At 41.9% G+C, this 18,257-nt stretch carries 11 protein-coding genes; 8 read left to right on the top strand and 3 right to left on the bottom strand.

Annotated elements, in window-relative coordinates; genetic code table 11:
- Positions 1-17: 17 nt before the first annotated feature.
- Both C5O00_RS12800 and C5O00_RS12795 read left to right on the top strand, forming a co-directional pair.
- On the top strand, positions 18-1,955 hold the full coding sequence (locus tag C5O00_RS12800; protein WP_105217224.1) for a helix-turn-helix domain-containing protein: 1,938 nt from the start codon (positions 18-20) through the stop codon (positions 1,953-1,955).
- A gap of 247 nt (positions 1,956-2,202) precedes the next feature.
- Positions 2,203-2,709 (top strand): hypothetical protein, encoded by a 507-nt coding sequence (locus C5O00_RS12795; protein ID WP_105217223.1) that lies wholly within the window; start codon positions 2,203-2,205, stop codon positions 2,707-2,709.
- A gap of 60 nt (positions 2,710-2,769) precedes the next feature.
- On the opposite strand, the gene C5O00_RS12790 is transcribed toward C5O00_RS12795, so the two are convergent.
- Positions 2,770-6,009 carry a WD40/YVTN/BNR-like repeat-containing protein gene (locus C5O00_RS12790; protein WP_105217222.1) on the bottom strand — a complete coding sequence of 1,080 codons (3,240 nt, stop codon included), beginning with the start codon at positions 6,007-6,009 and terminating at the stop codon, positions 2,770-2,772.
- A 349-nt stretch (positions 6,010-6,358) separates the two neighbouring features.
- Between C5O00_RS12790 and C5O00_RS12785 the strand changes: the two genes are divergently transcribed.
- Entirely contained in the window at positions 6,359-8,614 is a 2,256-nt protein-coding gene (locus C5O00_RS12785) for a hypothetical protein (protein WP_105217221.1), read from the top strand.
- 129 nt (positions 8,615-8,743) lie between these two features.
- On the opposite strand, the gene C5O00_RS12780 is transcribed toward C5O00_RS12785, so the two are convergent.
- Positions 8,744-8,971, bottom strand: a complete 228-nt coding sequence (locus tag C5O00_RS12780) for a hypothetical protein (protein WP_105217220.1) — start codon at positions 8,969-8,971, stop codon at positions 8,744-8,746.
- 341 nt (positions 8,972-9,312) lie between these two features.
- Here C5O00_RS12780 and C5O00_RS12775 point away from each other — a divergent pair, with 341 nt between their 5' ends.
- The 3 genes from C5O00_RS12775 (at position 9,313) to C5O00_RS12765 (ending at position 14,848) form a co-directional block, all read left to right on the top strand.
- Positions 9,313-9,687: a hypothetical protein gene (locus C5O00_RS12775; RefSeq protein WP_158676859.1), complete on the top strand. Its 375-nt coding sequence runs from the start codon at positions 9,313-9,315 to the stop codon at positions 9,685-9,687.
- Between the two features lie 157 nt (positions 9,688-9,844).
- Positions 9,845-11,533, top strand: coding sequence for a patatin-like phospholipase family protein (locus tag C5O00_RS12770; protein WP_105217218.1), 1,689 nt, complete (start codon positions 9,845-9,847; stop codon positions 11,531-11,533).
- Positions 11,534-11,830: 297 nt separating this feature from the next.
- Positions 11,831-14,848, top strand: a complete 3,018-nt coding sequence (locus C5O00_RS12765) for a hypothetical protein (RefSeq protein WP_105217217.1) — start codon at positions 11,831-11,833, stop codon at positions 14,846-14,848.
- A 93-nt stretch (positions 14,849-14,941) separates the two neighbouring features.
- Here C5O00_RS12765 and C5O00_RS12760 read toward each other — a convergent pair whose 3' ends face one another.
- Positions 14,942-15,514 (bottom strand): hypothetical protein, encoded by a 573-nt coding sequence (locus tag C5O00_RS12760; protein ID WP_158676858.1) that lies wholly within the window; start codon positions 15,512-15,514, stop codon positions 14,942-14,944.
- A 186-nt stretch (positions 15,515-15,700) separates the two neighbouring features.
- Between C5O00_RS12760 and C5O00_RS12755 the strand changes: the two genes are divergently transcribed.
- Both C5O00_RS12755 and C5O00_RS12750 read left to right on the top strand, forming a co-directional pair.
- Positions 15,701-16,564 carry a winged helix-turn-helix domain-containing protein gene (locus C5O00_RS12755; RefSeq protein ID WP_105217215.1) on the top strand — a complete coding sequence of 288 codons (864 nt, stop codon included), beginning with the start codon at positions 15,701-15,703 and terminating at the stop codon, positions 16,562-16,564.
- A 109-nt stretch (positions 16,565-16,673) separates the two neighbouring features.
- On the top strand, positions 16,674-18,080 hold the full coding sequence (locus C5O00_RS12750; RefSeq protein ID WP_105217214.1) for a formylglycine-generating enzyme family protein: 1,407 nt from the start codon (positions 16,674-16,676) through the stop codon (positions 18,078-18,080).
- Positions 18,081-18,257 lie beyond the last annotated feature (177 nt).

Here is an 18,257-nt window from a genome sequence, read left to right as displayed (position 1 = left end):
CTAACTAACTCATTAGGATGGTCACTTCAAATTCTTTCATTGAAAAATTAAAGGCCATTGTACTTGCTAACTACACTAATGAACATTTTGGGGTAAGCGATCTGGTGGATCAATTTGGGATGAGCAGGTCGCAGCTACACAGAAAACTTAAAGTAGCAACGGGTCAATCTGTAAGTCAGTTTATTAGAGAGATACGTTTAGACGAGGCGCTGAAACTACTTCAGAACGAGGATGTAACTGCTTCGGAGGCTGCATATCAGGTTGGATTTAACAGTCCTACCTATTTTAACACATGCTTTAATGACTATTTCGGCTATCCGCCTGGAGAAGTAAAACATCAAATGGCATTAAGAGCGGCAAATGGTGCTTCAGATACAAGCCTGGAAAAGCCAGCAACAACAAATAAAAGATTGCTCGCATGGCTCTTAATTATTTCGGTGCTCGTTATATCCTATTTCATTTTCAGGTATTTTCAACAAGATTCGCCCGATACTGCGGTGGTTTCTTCCGAAAAGCTTAAGTCGATAGCTGTACTGCCGTTCAAGAACTGGAGTGGCGACCCCGAGCTGGAATATGTAAGTGATGGAATGACGGACGCTGTGATCACAAGATTGTCTAAAATTTCGGAAATGGATAAAGTAGTGCCCTTCTCCACAGTGATCAATTACAAAAATTCAGAAAAAAATACAGAAACCATTGCCAAAGAACTGAACGTGGAGTATATCCTTGAAGGCAATTTTAAACTCTCCGGAGATAAGGTGATGAGTAATTTAAATCTGATCGAGGTAGCCACCAACAATTTTATCTGGACCCTGGAGTACAGCGGACAATGGAAAGCGGACGAGATCTTCGAAATGCAGGCAGATGTGGCAGAAAATGTAGCCGAGAATATGGCCGTTAATGTAAGTACGAATGAAAAAACAGAGATAAATTCAAGACCTACGAGCAATGAGGAGGCATACCGTTTATTTCTGAAAGCAGAGGATCAGTTTTACAGACTTAACCAATATGGAATGGAAAATTCGGTAAAGTTGTACAAAGAGGCAATCGCGTTGGATTCCAGTTTTGTGGATCCATACGTAGGCCTGGGACGTACGTACAATGTGTCTGGATTAGTTTGGGGACTTTTACCCGAGCAGGAAGCCTGGAAACAGGCAAAAAAGTATTTTAAAATGGCTTTGGAGCGCGATACTTTAGGAGCTGGATATAATTCCGAAATTATCGAATTTCAGTTGGTAGGAGGAGCCTTTTACTATGAATACGACATAAAAAATGCCGAACTACAATACCAAAATACTTTGCTTAGAAAGGATAAGTTAAATTACCGGGATTATGGGTTTGACTACTCACGTAAAACAGGACGGTTTGACTATTCCATGAAACTTATCGAACGAGAAATAAAACGTTATCCGGTGGTTGGAGATGGTCATATGCAAAGGGCATTTATCCTTTTTATGTTGGGTGATAAGAAAAGTGCCATTGAACAACTTTCGGCACTGGATCCCTTCTACCAGGACAATTATTTTTATTTGCTGGAAACATCTAAATGGTATTTCTATATGGGTGAGACAAATAAGTCTGCCACGCATTTGGACGTATTACTTAAAAAATATGAAGATAGACCACCCATAGTACATTGGTTAATGGCTATCCATGCCGATCTGCAAAAAGATAGCACCAAACTAAATTCGAGCTTAAATCAACTAAATCTTCAATATAAAAATGGTAACTCTGGAAGCCCTGCCTGGTTTTTAGCGTTATATTATTGCCATATAAAGGATTACGACAAAACATTCCAATGGCTGAACAGATCCTATAATAATCGTGAGGTCGAGATGACCTGGCTGATGCAGGAACCAATGTTACAGCCACTAACGGACGATCCTAGATATATTGAATTATACAATAAGGTTGGTTTTAATGTGATCAAACCACTTCCCGCAATAGCCGATTGAACTATTTCCTATGTAGATTAATCCAATAATTTATTTTCCTCATTATTCGAATTTCTCTTCTGGTGTAGCGACGCAACAAATTCTTCCAATTTCTATGGTGAAAACAACATGATTTAAAGGCTTTAAACTTCTTGCATACGGTTTTTAAAAAAAGTTATAAAAAATCGAAACATAGTTGTTAGCAGTGACATACACATATTGGTAATCTTTGGACTATTCAAATTTAATAACCTTTAAAACATTAATTATGAGAACTTTAGTCAGTATTTTAGCAGTATGTTTAACCTTCGCAAGTTATGCACAAAAAGACAACAACCAGGCTACATCCATAGCCCTGGAAGACGTATTGATCACATCGAACGCTAACTATCTTCAAGCGGTACAGGATGAAAGTACTCCGGCAACTGTAAAGAAACTACAGCGTGAGGTAGCAACATATTCGTTGCGCGAGAATAGTGAATTCGACCAAAGCGTTAAAACACCATTCGAAATGGTCTTTAAAAATGCACACGGACAAATAGATGCTTTTTACGATGTTTCCGGAAAAGTAATCTCTTCTTATGAGAAGTTTCGTAACATCTTATTACCCGAACCTATAAGAGACCAGGTATTTCACGACAACCTCGATTGGGAGATGATTAGTAATCAGTACAGCAGTAGCTACACCTTAGATAATAAGATCAGGCGAACATATAAGATTAAACTGCAAAATGGCAAGCACAAAAAAGATGTAATCATCAAATTGCCAAATTAAGCGAACACAAACCAAAAAAAAACCACGATCAAGTCGTGGTTTTTTTTATTTACTATATCATTACTCTTCTACATAAGGAGCTCCGGCTGCCTGTAGTTTCTTATAGATCACGTCCAATTTCTGCTGCACCGAATTTAATTTCGCATTAGCCGAATTCAGCTCTTTCTTTACAATTTCAAGCTGCGTACTATGCTGGGGTGTAGGGCCGTAGGTAGCGCGTTCTATACCGCGATACACAGCAAACATTCGTTCCCCAACCGTGGGCCTTCCTTTTTCTCCTATTTCACCCTTGGCCGGATTCCCGTAGTAATGAGATGAAAGATCCTGAAGATCGCGCATCAAACTCTCTAATTCGTTATCTACAGTTCCGGGTGCCAGACTACTCCTGCTAACAGCGATCTGCATTGCCTTGACTCGTTTCAGAGATTTGCTAAGATCCAGGTCGAATTTAGAGGCTGCTTTAGAGGTATTCTCAAAGGACCTCCAGAAATTAGATACTGCATCTACAGAAGATCCCGGTAGAGAATTCTTATGCAGCGGCTTCACTCTAAATGATACCGGGCCATCCAGTTTACGGGTATTTCCATTTTCGGTTAAGAACATTTCCACTTTGTAATTCCCCGGGGGTGCTAAAAATGCAGCACGCTCTGTATCACTCTTGTCGTTGAGTTTTATAACATCCAGATCTGGATAGCGAAGATCCCAGCTAAGTCTGTTCACTCCTTTTTTTGGTTTCGTATTTAGTTTACGTACTATATTTCCGTTGGCATCACTTATGGCAAAGGTTAGCACGGGATCTGCTTCGTTTATCTCATCTGATAGCTTATCCCATCCAGGGAAAGGTACAGCGGCTGTATTTTTATTTTTTTCTGAATCCTGCCGCATTTGCTCCATCGTTTTCGGTGCGTCTTTTAGATAATAGGTGAAAGTGGCACCAAAATCCGGGTTAGGGGCTACGAAATGTGAATCGCCCTGACTTCCCTTTCCCGGCCCGAAGCTCAAGTGCGAGCGGGGTACATACCACCAGGCATCCCGAACACCAAATAGTTTTGCTTCCTGCTTCAGGGTGGCATCCGAAATATCTCGCAAAGCGGAATAGTCATCGAGAACGTAGAATCCCCTTCCGAAGGAAGCCCCGATAAGATCATTTTCTCTGCGCTGAATAGCGATATCACGGAAGGAGATGGTTGGCACACCACCTTCCAGTTCTGTCCATGAACCTCCATCATTCACTGTAAAATAGAGTCCGAACTCTGTAGCGAGGAACATAAGACCGGGTTTTACATGATCCTGTACCAATCTCCAGACTAGAGTTCGTTTTGGGATATTACTTGCAATCGAACGCCAGGTTCTGCCTTTATCTGTACTTTTCAGCAAATATGGATTGAAATCTCCGTATTTATGATTGTCTAAGGCTACATAGACGGTATTGGCATCGAATAGATCGGCTTTTATATCGTTTACGAATGCTGTGGCCGGAACACCAGGCAGATTTCCCACATTGATCATTCTCCAATTCGCCCCGCCGTCTTCTGTTACCTGAATGAGTCCATCATCAGTCCCCGCATAGATCAATCCTTGTTGTTTGGGGGATTCGGCAAGAGAAGTGATAGTGTTGTAATTAGACATGGCATACACATCCCAGGGCGCATCCCAACTCTGCTGCTTACCCATTATAGGCAGGGTAATTCGCTCTTCGTCCTTTGTAAGATCTCCCGAGATCGGGGTCCAGCTATCGCCGCGATTGGTCGATTTCCATACACGTTGTGAGGCAAAATAGATGGTAGTAGGGGAGTGTGGACTCACCAAAATAGGAGCATCCCAGTTATATCTCTCATAATCTTCATTCTCTCCGGGTTGCGGTTGAATATCCACTACTTCGCCCGTACTCATATCGATCCTGGATAAGGTACCTTCCTGCCGCTCGGCATACACAATATTGGGGTTTCCGGGTTCTGTAGCGGGCTGATGGCCATCCCAGTTCAGAATTACCCGCCAGTCGCTGTTTTGAATCCCGTGTACATTATCTGTGCGGGAAGGCCCACTCTGGGTACTGTTATCCTGCGTTCCTCCATAAATATTGTAGAATGGTTCTGCATCGTCTACCGCCATTTTGTAAAATTGGGTTACGGGCAGATTCTCGATGTATTTCCAGGTTTTGGTAAGATCGAAAGACTCATATAACCCTCCGTCTGAACCTACTATAAGATAGTTTGGGTCATTTTTTCTGAAGGCTATAGCGTGGTTATCTCCATGTTTGTTTTTTTCGTTCATGCGGTAAAAGGTCTTTCCGCCGTCCTCAGAGATCTGTAAATTATTATCCATGAGATACAACCTGCCCTCCTGATGTGGAGAGGCGTAAAGTTCCTGATAATAATGTGGTCCGGTTCCCCCGGAGATCGTTTCAGACATCTTGTTCCATGATGCTCCCGCGTCTTCAGAACGATACAGACCACCTTTGCGTCTGTCCAGTTCAATGGCTGCGTAAACCACATTCGGATTATGGTAGGAGATGGCAAGGCCGGTCTTTCCCATCCAGGATGTTGGGATCCCGTTTGTTAATTTGGTCCAGGTATCACCACCATCTGTACTTTTATACAATGCGGTTCCGGGACCGCCACCCATATAAGCAGCTACCGTTCTGTGTCGTTGCCAGGTAGCAGCGTATAAAACATCAGGGTCCTGTGGATTCATCACAATATCGGTTGCCCCTGTCCATTCGTTATCACCCAGCGTTTTATTCCAGGTTTTTCCTCCATCTGTTGTTTTATATACGCCGCGATCGCCTCCTTTACTCCAAAGTGGTCCCTGCGCGGTAACCCACACAACCTGGCTGTCGAACGGATGAACAAGAATTCGTGAGATATGCTGTGAATTTGCGAGCCCCATATTCTTCCAGGTCTTTCCTCCGTCAATACTCTTATAGATCCCATCGCCATAGCCTACATGTCGGCCGCCGGAATCCTCACCGGTTCCAACCCAAACGGTGTCCGGGTTATTAGGATCTATGGTAACGGCTCCTATGGAGTAGGAGGACTGCTTATCAAATACAGGTGTCCATGTGGTACCTGAGTTCTCAGTTTTCCAAACCCCTCCAGATCCAACGGCTACATACCAAATGCTTTCATTGTCCGGATGAATATCGATATCGGAAATACGACCACTCATAAAGGCAGGCCCGATGCTTCTAAGTTCAAGTCCGTTATAAATATTTTCAGATTTTTCTGAATTTTCCTGGGCTGTAAGACAAACTGTAAAAATTAGCAAAAAGCTGATGAAAAGTGTTATGGATGTTCTCATGAAAATTGTTATTTAGGAATTGTATTTAATTTGAAAAAACCGAACATAAAGTTACGGAATAATATTTACGACTATTAAAAGGTTTTTTCCAGATCATTTATGCGATAATTAAGTAAACCTGCTAGCGAATTACCTCAAGCAAAACAGGAAATATCCTACAAAATTAAAGAGTGTTTCATCCTCCCTAATTGCGGTAATCCCCTCTTACATATTGATATTCAATAAAATAACTTTGAAATGAAGATTTGTTGAGAGAAGTACCTCATTGATTTTATTTCTTTTATACATCCCCGCGAGCCCACTTTATCGACAACAACTTACACCTATTATTAACTTAATCCTACATGAAATGGATACAAAAATGAAGCCCGGTAAATCGGGCAAGAGTTCAAACCTAACAATTTACATTAGGGCAGGGGAACCTGTAGATGAAAAACCCAAGGAATTTTTAGCATTGTTATTCGACAAGAAGAAAAATTTTCTTGAAGGGACCGTAGTGAAAAACGACCAGGCCGTCTTTAAAACCGAGGGATGCGAACCAGGAGATTTTCAATTGCTGCTTGCTCCGAACCGAAAGGAGATCAAAGCCGAAAAAGATTTCGATCAATTGATTGCCAGGCATAAAGCTTACGAGCCAATTATAAAACTTGGCCCCAGAGGAGAATTTGAAATACTTCCTATCCCGGAACTGTATCTTAACCTTTGGTGGATTAGAAAGTGCAGGGTTAAAGGAAACGTGTCTAAATATTTCGACATCAGTGGATTCTACGAGAAAAAAGGCCTGTGTAATATGAGGGTCCATATTTGTGAAGTAGACCGATGGATATGGTTATTACCAAGAATCCCGGATCATGTATTATTACGTATTCCGGAGCTGGTACTAAAACCTGAATTGCCGTTTCCCGTACCTGTAGATCCTATTAGAAGGTTTCCAGAGATACCAGACCCACTCGGCCCTATCACGACCAATATTGACGGGATTTTCGAGGCCACCAGTTTTAAAGCTTCCGAGGCTTCCTTTTTGAAAAATCCCGAGAATTTTCAGAAAATAGAATCTGCGCAACGATCTATTGTCGACGATAAAAGTATTGTCCGGTCATTACAATCAGGCAATCCTACGATCATCAGGGAACTTTTGCTTCAGAATTATCAATTGTTTCACCCAATATTTTGTATCACACCCTGGTTATGGCCATGGTTCTACAAATGTGATGAGATCAAGGTTGTGTACACCGATGCCAACGGTAATTTCGATACCGAGATCATTTATAATCTCTTTGGAGATAAGCCCGACCTGTATTTCTGGGTGGAAGCTCATATCGATGGTACCTGGCAAACTGTTTACAAGCCTTCACTTCCATGCAATGTCTACTGGAATTACCAATGCTGGAGACATGTGCCTATCACGGTAACTGATCCACGTGTGGATTGGGATTGTTCAGAAGAGCTGGACGGCCAGGTGATCTGGGTGAAGACTATCGGAACCGGCACCAGTGTGTCTCACATTGAGCAAAATAATGTGAACGGTGCTCCTATTCAAGGGAAAACGTTGAACAGGCAGGGACTTACAGATAAATTTGAAGGCAGTGGAAATTACAGAAGACCCTTCGGTTCAGGTTTATCCTTTAGAGTACAGTTCAGCAGTGGATTGCCCACCGATAAATTCACTTATTATCGATGGTCCTATCGGAAAGTGAAGAATGGAGACTTGTCCAATGCAGGCGGTTCTGTGGAGCAGATTGGTAACCTCGTGGAAAAATTATATTCGTACGAGTTTATTGGATCAGACGGATTTCTACATATAGGTTATAATAAAGCCAAATTAGGACCAGTGGATAAGGGTGCGAATACGGGATTATATCTCATTCCTACACCGTCCCCGCAGGATGCGCCGTTTAATGCGCCTGAAAATCAGGCCGACTGGCAATCTAAGGATACCTGGACGATCTCTTTCGACTCTAATTTACAGGGAGACGGCTTGTACGAGTTTACGTTAGAGCTGTTCGATAAGGATGGAAATAAGATAAGCAACATCCCGAACGAAATATTCCAGGTACCTCACTTTAATACCTTTGCACCATCTGTGGTTGCACCTGGTGTAAACAGAGTTGCAAGTGGAGCAAATACCTGCAGTGCGTTCAAGATGCTAATGCGTATCGATAATAGTGTGTGCACAGCGGCCATCTCGAAGATAAAAGTAGATGGGGTAGAGAAGAATCCTACCTGCTGCGGATTTGTTCCTTACGAACCCGGTTCAAACCTGGAGGTAACCTTTAGGGCCTATCACCCTAATAATTTTGCCGATCTCAGTTTTGTGGTGAAGAAAGGAACCTGTAGCGACAGCGTACAGTCGAGCAAAACCAATGCCAGCGGTATGGTTATCGGAAATGCGGTAACGGGCGATGGAATAGGGTATACTCGCAATAATTTCAGTGAGTATTCTAGAACTTTCACTCCTTCCGAACTACTGGGAATTTGTACCAGTGAAGGCAAGGCAGCATTTGCAGAACATTTGTATGTAAATGCCCTGGCTATCAACGGAAATACTGAAATAAATACGTATGATCGCTCGGCATTAGCAGCCTTTGCACTCGAACCTGCTTAGAGCAATTTAATTAGCCAAAAAGAAAAGAGGGAGAAATCTCCCTCTTTTTTATTGTTCATTTTAATAGTATATCCTTCAGAATAAAAGATCCTGTATAAAGCAGGATCTCAATTTTAAGCCGAAATACGATTATTCGGTGGCTTTCTTATAGAATTCTGAAGCCTTTCCGGAAATCTTATTGAATTCCTCGCTCAGCGTCTTCTCTACATCCACTGCAGCTTCTTTTACATCGTTACCAATTTTTTTGGCTTTACGTTTCAATTCTTCTTTCTCTTCAAGGCTGAGATTCTTGTATTTCCAGTAGGCAAATGCTCCGCCCGCCAAACCCAATAGGGCTAATAATCCTCCTTTTGTCATGGTCTTTAAATTTTATTTTAAACTAGATCCCTTTTCCCGGGAACTAACTTATTAGTACAAATTCCGATAATATGTTACATCTTCAGATTCTCTATTTTACTTGGTGAAATGTATTGGTAATACCCGGCATCATAATTTTGCATCCTTCATATTTTGACTTGAAAAATTAAAATACACTAAATCTATATAACTAATTATTAGTAACTTAGGACTTTATAAAGCTATAAATGCCTCCTGTCCTGAAAATCTGCTAACTCCTACCAGTTGTTAATACATGACATATGAAATCTATTATCATTCCGGCCCTTTTATGTTTTATCTGCTTTTTTAATTCTGAACCTTTGAGAGCACAAACAAATCCTACAGTAGAGGAGTTGCAGAACTTCTTCAATGGTCAGCAATTACTCATTACCTATCGCGATGGGGAAGTACTATATGGTACCTATTATTTTCTGGAGGTACATTATTGTCCTAATGGCTATTATGGCCTTTACGGCCGAACCGTGAAGAGAACGGTGCTGGACAACGAACAACGGTCCAACTGGCAGGAATATGGCACCTGGAAAATTACAAGCCGCGACGATCTAAATGGGATCGAATACGTAGCCACAACCGGAGCCCAGCAATTCTACCCTTTGTATAAATTGCCTAATGGCGATATGTTTCTGCAAGAAGGAATTACAATTGTAAAGCAAGGCCTGGCAATATGCCAATGACGGTACTAATACAGCTGAATGTAATATTGTAAATCTATCTTGGCTAAGTTTTTAGGTAAAAATACGTATCCACATCTCCGGTAATTAACCTTAACTTTGAAGAAACCACCTTTGTTCAACTTCATAATCAATCGCAGTTGGCATAAATTCTTACAGCATGGATTCTCAAGATTTTAAACCTTTCGAAAGTATTGGCCTTTGTTTTAGTGGCGGGGGCTACAGAGCCACTTTTTTTGCCCTCGGTGTAGTTTCGTATCTCAATAAGGTAACATTTAAAAACAAAAGCTTACTGCAGAATGTGGAAGCCTTGAGCACAGTAAGTGGCGGTACCCTATTAGGTGTTGCCTACGCCAAAGCAGCACAGGACCCTTCAAAGAGTTTCCAGTCGTTTTTTTCTGAATTCTATTCTACCTTCGAGCCGGCCAATGACGTCCTTTTGGAGACCGCAGTAAAAAAACTTGAAGACGACAAGGTATGGGAAGAACATTCGTATAAAAAGCGTTCGTTGATCAATGCCTTTGCACTTACTTATGCCGAAATGGATCTGTTTAGCGGTTCTTTCAAGATGTTCGAGACCAGCCCTTCGGAACATGTACAGCACCTTTGTTTTAATGCTACCGATTTTTCTTTCGGACTCGCATTTAGATTTCAGAATACAGGACTTTTTGGGAATAAACCCTTAAACAACAGGGAGGTAGATGCCATAAAATATAAAGTGCAATTAGGGGATATAGTGGCCTCCTCGTCCTGCTTTCCAATTGGCTTCGAACCTTTGGTGTTCCCGGACGATTACTTCAATGACCATAACAATGCAAAGTATAAAGCTGTAAAGGGCCTGGACCGATTTATCGATGGAGTAGGGATCATGGATGGGGGTATAGCCGACAACCAAGGGATAGGAAGTATGATCAATATCAGTGAACAGAAAAGTAGGGACAGAGAGCTGGATCTAATCATAGTAAATGATGTGGGAAGTTATAAAATGATTCCCTGGCAACAGGATACAACCCCTGTGGTGAAGAGCAATTCACTAAAAAGCAGTATTGCGAAGCTACTTGGATATTTCGGCTTGAAACCGCTTTACTGGATCATTCTTGTCCTGGGATTACTTATCATTGTCTTAAACTCACTTGAAGTATTTAAAGGCCAGGCCTGGACCTCCTTATACATAGTTGGAAGTGTAATTGCGGGTGTGGGTATAACCCTTACCGTGGTAGGGATCGTTTTAGGTATAACAAAGGTTTTTGGGTTAAGCGGTTTGAAAAGATTTCTGAAGGATAATATCCCGGAGCCGCTGCTGGACGATGTAATGAGTTTTGAGAAACTGGGGATCGACCTGCTAAAGCGAATGCTCACAGACAGACTAACATCGGGAGAAAAAATGATCAATGATATCTTCCTAAAACAAATACGCCGTCTTAACTACAAGCTACTATACACCAAAGAAAGCTTGAAAAATAAGCTTATTACCTCTACGGTCTATGCATTGAACGGTAAGAAAACACCTTATTCGAATAACCTGAACTACAATAAAGACATAAAACCGACGCCTTCCAAACTATTAAAAAGCGTATGTCTCACGGCTTCCGAAACTCCCACAACGCTCTGGTGGGATAAAACAGATATTGCTAAGAACCGCATGGATACGCTAATTGCCTGCGGGCAGTTTACAAGTTGTTATCAACTAATGGATTATATCCTAAGGTTGAAAAAAGAGATAAAAGATCCCAAATTCGATTGGAGTTCCTTCGATGCCTTGTATAAACAATTATCTGAGCACTGGAAGGAATTCAACAAGGATCCCTTATTTATGGTGGAAGAGTATAAGAAGCAAATTAAGGTGTAAGTCATTCGCGAATGCTTTTCACTTTATCATATACGCTTCAGAAAATAACACGTTAAAATTACAGATATATTAAACCACTAGATTCGGGTTGAATGTAGAAGTTAGCCATGTGCTTCGATATAATTGGAATTTATTTTAGTCTTAGATTACATCAGTGATTTTCCCGATAACTAAGACCTTGCCGATCTGTTTAATGTGTTTTAGACCGAAAATCAGGTATTTAGAAAATGAATGCTTGGATGAAAATAATTTCATTTTTAATTACCTTTAAAGCTTTATCAATTCCAGTTATATTCTATGAAACTATCCAATTATAAATTTCTCTTTGCGCTATCGTTTTTCTTTACCGGCGTACAACTTGCACAAGACTTTTCAGCTTTAAAATATCGAACCGTTGGCCCCGAACGCGGTGGACGTGTTACCTCTGTAACCGGTACTCCTATGGAGCCCGGCACCTTTTATCTGGGTGCTACCGGAGGCGGTGTTTGGAAATCGGAAGACTATGGGACTAGCTGGAAAAACGTATCGGACGGGTTTTTTAAAACCCCTTCCATAGGAGCCATAGAAATTGCAGCTAACGATCCGAATATTGTCTACGTTGGGACAGGTTCGGATGGATTGCGAAGCAATGTGATAAGTGGGAAGGGAATGTATAAATCCATCGATGGAGGTAAGACGTGGGAGCATATTGGTTTATCGAATGTAGGCCAGATAGGGGCGGTAGAGATCGATCCTACCAATCATAATATTGTTTGGGTTGCGGCTATAGGTAATGCCTTCATAGCAAACCCCGAGAGAGGTGTGTACAAAACTATCGATGGTGGCAAGACCTGGAATAAGGTCTTATTTGTTTCAGACAAGACCGGTTTTGCCGATCTGGAATTATTGCCCGGAAATCCTAATATCGTATATGCTGCAGCTTGGAAAGCAGAGCGGAAGCCATGGACCATCATCTCCGGAGGAACTAATGAAGAAGGAGGTATTTATAAATCCATCAACGGAGGAAAAGACTGGGTAAAACTCAAGGAGGGTCTGCCACAGGGCCTCATTGGAAAGATAGACCTGGCAGTATCTGCTGTGGATTCCAGCGTCTTATACGCTGTGATCGAAGCCCCGGGGGAGGAAAGAGGCCTTTACAAATCTGTGAACCAGGGGAAATCCTTCAAACAGGTTTCCAGCGATGAGCGTCTTGTAAACCGGCCTTTTTATTACACCAATATAGAATTAGATCCTACCAATCCTGATATTGTTTATTCCAATGCGAACCCATTAATAAAGTCTGTTGACGGAGGGAAAACCTGGAAGAGGATGAGCGTACCTCATGGCGACAATCACGATATCTGGATTAATCCCAATAACCCCGATCTTCTTATTCAATGCAACGATGGAGGTGCGAACGTGTCTCACAATGGAGGTGAAACATGGTCGACACAATTTAACCAGCCAACTGCCGAACTATATCAGGTGGAAGTGGACGATCAATATCCCTATTGGCTCTATGCAGGGATGCAGGATAATTCGTCTACCATTGCAGTTCCCAGCAACCCTCCATCTTCTATTCAGTATCCGGGAAGGGGATGGATTATAAATACCGGTGGTTGTGAAACCGGCCCGGGTGTACCTAAACCCGGCGACCACAATATAGTCTACGCTAATTGTAAAGGGCGCTTTAGTGTATTCGACAAGCGCACAGGAACAGAGAAAGGATATTATGTAGGTGCATCTAATATTTACGGGCATAATCCTAAGGATCTGGAGTACCGGTTTCAGCGGGTAGCGCCTGTTCATGTTTCACCCCACGATCCAAATGTTGTCTATCACGGCTCTCAATATCTTCATAAAACAACAAATGGTGGCGAAGCCTGGGAAACGATATCGCCGGATCTTACTGCTTTCGAACCGGATAAACAGGTTATTTCAGGAAGTCCTATAACCCGCGATATCACAGGCGAAGAATACTATAGCACCCTTTATTCCATCAGGGAATCTCCCTTAGTGAAAGGCCTTATATGGGTGGGGTCCAACGACGGAGTTGTTTCTGTAACAAGAGATGGAGGAGCCAGCTGGAGCAATATTACTCCTAAGAACCTGCCTAAAGGAGGGCGGGTAGAATCTGTTGCTCCTTCTCATTTCGATCCGGCCAGGGCCTACATTGCCGTAGACAGGCATTTACTGGGAGATGAAAAACCGTATTTCTATAAAACAACCAATTATGGTGCGAGTTGGGAGAAAATAACCAATGGAATACCCGACGATTTCAACGCGAGAGTGCTTCGTGAGGATCCTGTTCGGCCGGGCCTTTTATTCGCCGGGACAGAGTACGGTGTGTTTGTATCTTTTAACGATGGACAGTCCTGGAAGGAATTTCAGCAAAATTTACCTGTAACGCCTATCACAGATATTAAAATATTTAGGGGAGATCTTATTCTAAGTACCATGGGAAGAGGTTTCTGGATCCTAGATAATATTACTACGCTACGGCAGCAGCAAGTGAACAATCTTGGAAATTCTGCTGTATTGTTCAAGCCGGATAATACGATCCGATATCGAAATCCGAAATCCACCTACACAGATTTCCCCGAATATCCTGGGGCGAGCGCAATTATCGATTATTATATTCCCGAAGGACATGAGGGAGGTGTACAAATAGAGATCTTAGATGAACATAATCGGCAGGTGGCAACGATCTTTAGCGATAGTACGGAACTGCAAAGTAAAGAAGTTGTTGTGGAGGATATGAATTTAAGCGAGACCTTCCGCTATGTAGACAAAAAACTGGATCCCAAGCCAGGCCTGCATCGTTTTAGCTGGAATCTTCGCCAAAAAGGAGCATGGAGAAAAGATGAAGACAGGCGATACAGGGGTGGCCCGCTAGTGGCTCCAGGGGTTTATAAGGTTATACTTCGGGCAGGTGGGGTAACAACGGAACAAAATTTCGAACTCCTTATAGACCCGCGCATAGCCGAATCTGGAATTACAAAGGCAAATATCGAGGATCAATTAGCCTTTCAGAATCAGGTAATAGATCTGCTTTCCGAAGCCCGAAAATTGCAGGCTCAACTGGAGGAAGAAGCCGAGGAATTGAGTGGGAAAAAGGCAAAGGCTAAGCAAGAACGTCTGGAAAAGGTAAATTCAGTATTAAGAAAACTTAAGAACGACGAAGGTGCTTATCCCCAGCAGATGCTGGTTTCACAGATTTCTTATTTACTCAATATGGTAAGTGGAGCAGACCAGTTGCCCGGTAAAGATGCCAGGGTTAGATTACAAAAACTTACAAATGATTTCAAGGCTGTAAAGCAAGAAGCGTCCAGCTAACCTCAATAAAGGGAGAGTATGCTGTGCGCTTCTTGATCCTTTTAATTTAACTGGCTAATCGTAATAATAAGCGAAGGGATCACAAAACTGGAACTAACAACCCCTTAAGCGATATTTAAGATATCCACCTTGATTTACAATGATTAAGGGTATCTTTTCCAAGGTGCAACTGGGTTCGATAACAAACTGTAGGTTTGCGCTGGTGTTGAAATCTTCTGTGGTGTTTCTTTTTACCTTCTGAACATACCGAGTTTGCTTTCTAACCACCTTCACATCACCATCCATAAAGACGTGCGGGTCCATTTCTTCAACGGCATTCGGGATTTCAACCATTTCTTCCATAAAGGTGAGATGATTTGTATCATCGTAAGTTACCGATAATTTACCCTTAAAGTCTCGCTTTTCATTTGGAGAAACAAAAAAGGAATCGTTGTTTAATTTCATATTGATAACGAGTTCGAATTCATCATCTCCAAGATCGAGTACGCCCAACTTTATCTCATAGTTGTCGTGGGTAATCGTTTCGTAGTAATAGGTGTAATCCGGCTTATTAACATCTATCATCTCATCATTAGAGAGAAGTGCCATTTCATTATTTGTGTCTGAAATAGGCTGATTACAGTTAAATAGTAGGAGAGTTGCGAAAATTGTAATAAAAAATTTCATATCGATTTATGATTTAAGATTCTGAAGCTTGTTTCGCTTACGGAATGAGTGTAATAGAATAACTCCCGAATTTTGATTAATGATGTAGTAAAACTAGGTGTTTGGGACCTTAAAAATGTCAAAAGAGTGTAAAAGAAGTGTCAAGCATTGCAAAAAGTTGGAAAATTATATGTTATTTAAGGCTCTATGAAAAGAAGGATCTTTTTCTACATCATTTCACTCATAATTCTCATATTGATATGGTTTCTATCAATAAATAGAAACACAACCGATATTTTTTCTGAAAAAGTAAAGATCTCACTGCGAGAGGTAGGTGATCAATTGTTGCGTGAGTACCAGGATTCTACCTCCAGGGTGCTTCCCGTTATTGAAGAAGATCCTTCTTTTTTCAATCTTTCCTTTGAGAACGACCTTGGGTTTTACCCTGAAAGCCTCGTTGCAGCAATCGATAGCAGCTTTCGATCTCGACAATTAAGTGAGAATTACCTTGTGGAAGTGATCCAGTGTGGCGATAAGGAGGTGGCTTATAGTTTTGAAGTGGATACCGGGGTAGAACGTACGGTTATTGCTTGTGCAGAACGAAAATTACCCTCGGCCTGCTATACCATTACAGTTCGCTTTGCAGATAGGGTAGTAACGAAAACTGCTTCAAACGCTTGGATCTACCTGCTTTTTTTCTTCGGAATAATAGGGTTGCTAGAATTTTATTTTTACCGAAATAAAGGAGGTTCACAAAAAGCCGAAGGAATTGACCATTATACCACCTTAGGTAGTTTCAGATTTTATCCCGACCAAAACAAACTGGTAAAACAGGCCACCGAAATAAGCTTGTCGAAAAAAGAAGGTGAGTTATTAGCAATTTTAGTTGGGCACGCCAACAAGGTGGTAAAAAGAGACGAGTTAACCAAGAAGGTATGGGAAGACAACGGGGTAATAGTGGGTCGTAGTCTCGACACCTATATTTCTAAACTGCGCAAAAAACTACAGGAGGACGATCGCATCCGTATTGTAAACGTACACGGAGTGGGTTATAAGCTGGAAGTGACATAAAAAGGCTTCTTTTTAATTGCGATTGAACTCTTTAAATTTTCTCGATTTTGCCTTTTAAAAGTATGGTGATTTTTGCTTAACTTTCTGCATCAATCAAAATTTAGTACCGATGAAATTCTTTTACAGGCTCTTGCTTGCTGCACTTGTCTTTCCGGCATTTTGCTTTTCCAATAACATTCAATTAACCATCGTATCATTTTCTAAAGAATCGGGCATTGTTCAATTTGATCTCACTTGGGAAAATGCCTGGATGAACAAAAAGAACCACGATGCTGCCTGGGTTTTTGTGAAATTTATAGATAAAGACGGGAGTTATATACACGGTAATCTAGCCGCCTCCCCTCATGAGGCTAGTAATAATTTCGGGCCTACGATGGAGGTACAAGTAAGTAAAGATCGAATAGGGGCTTTTATAGTTCCTCTTGAATATCACCGGGGTGCGGTCATTGCAAATTTTAAACTGAAGATCGACACTGAACTACTTAAAAGAATAGGTGATGAGCACGAAGTTCGTGTCTACGCCATCGAAATGGTTTATATCCCTGAAGGCGCATTTTATGTTGGCTCCACAGAACAGGAAGCTATTGATTATGCCTCTTTTTACCAATCGGATGCTTCTGGGGAACCGGCCGGACCTTATAGGATCGCTTCAGAGGACCAAACGATTAAGGTGGGCAAAAAAACCGGGGATCTTTACTACAAGACAGGTGATTCTCCTTACAGGGGAGATCAATCAGGTGTTATTCCAGCCGAATTTCCGAAGGGCCATCAGGCTTTTTATATTATGAAATATGAAACCACCCAGGGATTGTATGCAGATTTCCTGAATGCGATTCATCCTGAACTGGCCGCGGCCTTAAGTCCGCATACCATTGAGGGTTATTACGATAAAAAAGGCTGTATCCGCTTTGAGAATGGCACCTATCGTGCCGATACCTACGACCGGCCGGCTAATTTTATTACCTGGGATGACGGTATGGCATTTGCCGATTGGGCTGGTTTGCGGCCTATGACCGAATTTGAGTTCACCAAAGCAGCTCGCGGTCCCGAACTGCCTATTGCGCACGGATTTCCATGGGGAACAGATTCTACCGATAAATTAAAACGGGTGGTCACCCTCGATGATGAACTGGTTCTATTAAATGGATTATCTGAAAAACAATTGGCAGATGCCACACGCCCGGCCTTTGGTGCATCCTACTATTGGGTAATGGACCTCGCCGGCAGCCTATGGGAAAAATGTGTCACGATTGGACATCATATAGGCAGAGCATACAAGGGAACTCATGGAGACGGGATCTTATCCAGCCAGGGTACAGCCACCAATCCCGATTGGCCTAAAGGTATTTCGGAAGAAGGCGGTTACGGCTATCGTGGTGGCGGATACTACGATCACGACATGAAAGTAAGCGACTATAATCCTCACAGTCCAATCTCTTACCGTCCTTATGGTAGCTGGGCAGGTGGAGATCGATCAATCGCCTATAGCCAAAGGTTAGTGAGAACCGTCGATTAAGCCCGGATTTTATAATGATCACCGGTAGAAGTGATCGATCTCTTTCTATTCGCTTTTCGCTTAAGGATTCTTCTGTGCACAATCCTATTTTCATCTGAAATAGGAAAAACCCTTATAAAAATTCCAGTTGTTTTACCCTTTATTTTCAGGGTTTTTAGTGCAACCTACTGATTAATA

Origin of the sequence: Pukyongia salina (genome assembly GCF_002966125.1) — a bacterium.
Classification (GTDB): Bacteria; Bacteroidota; Bacteroidia; order Flavobacteriales; family Flavobacteriaceae; genus Pukyongia; species Pukyongia salina.
The sequence above is the reverse complement of the archived record's forward strand: the minus strand, read 5'-3'. Positions and strand labels throughout refer to the sequence as shown.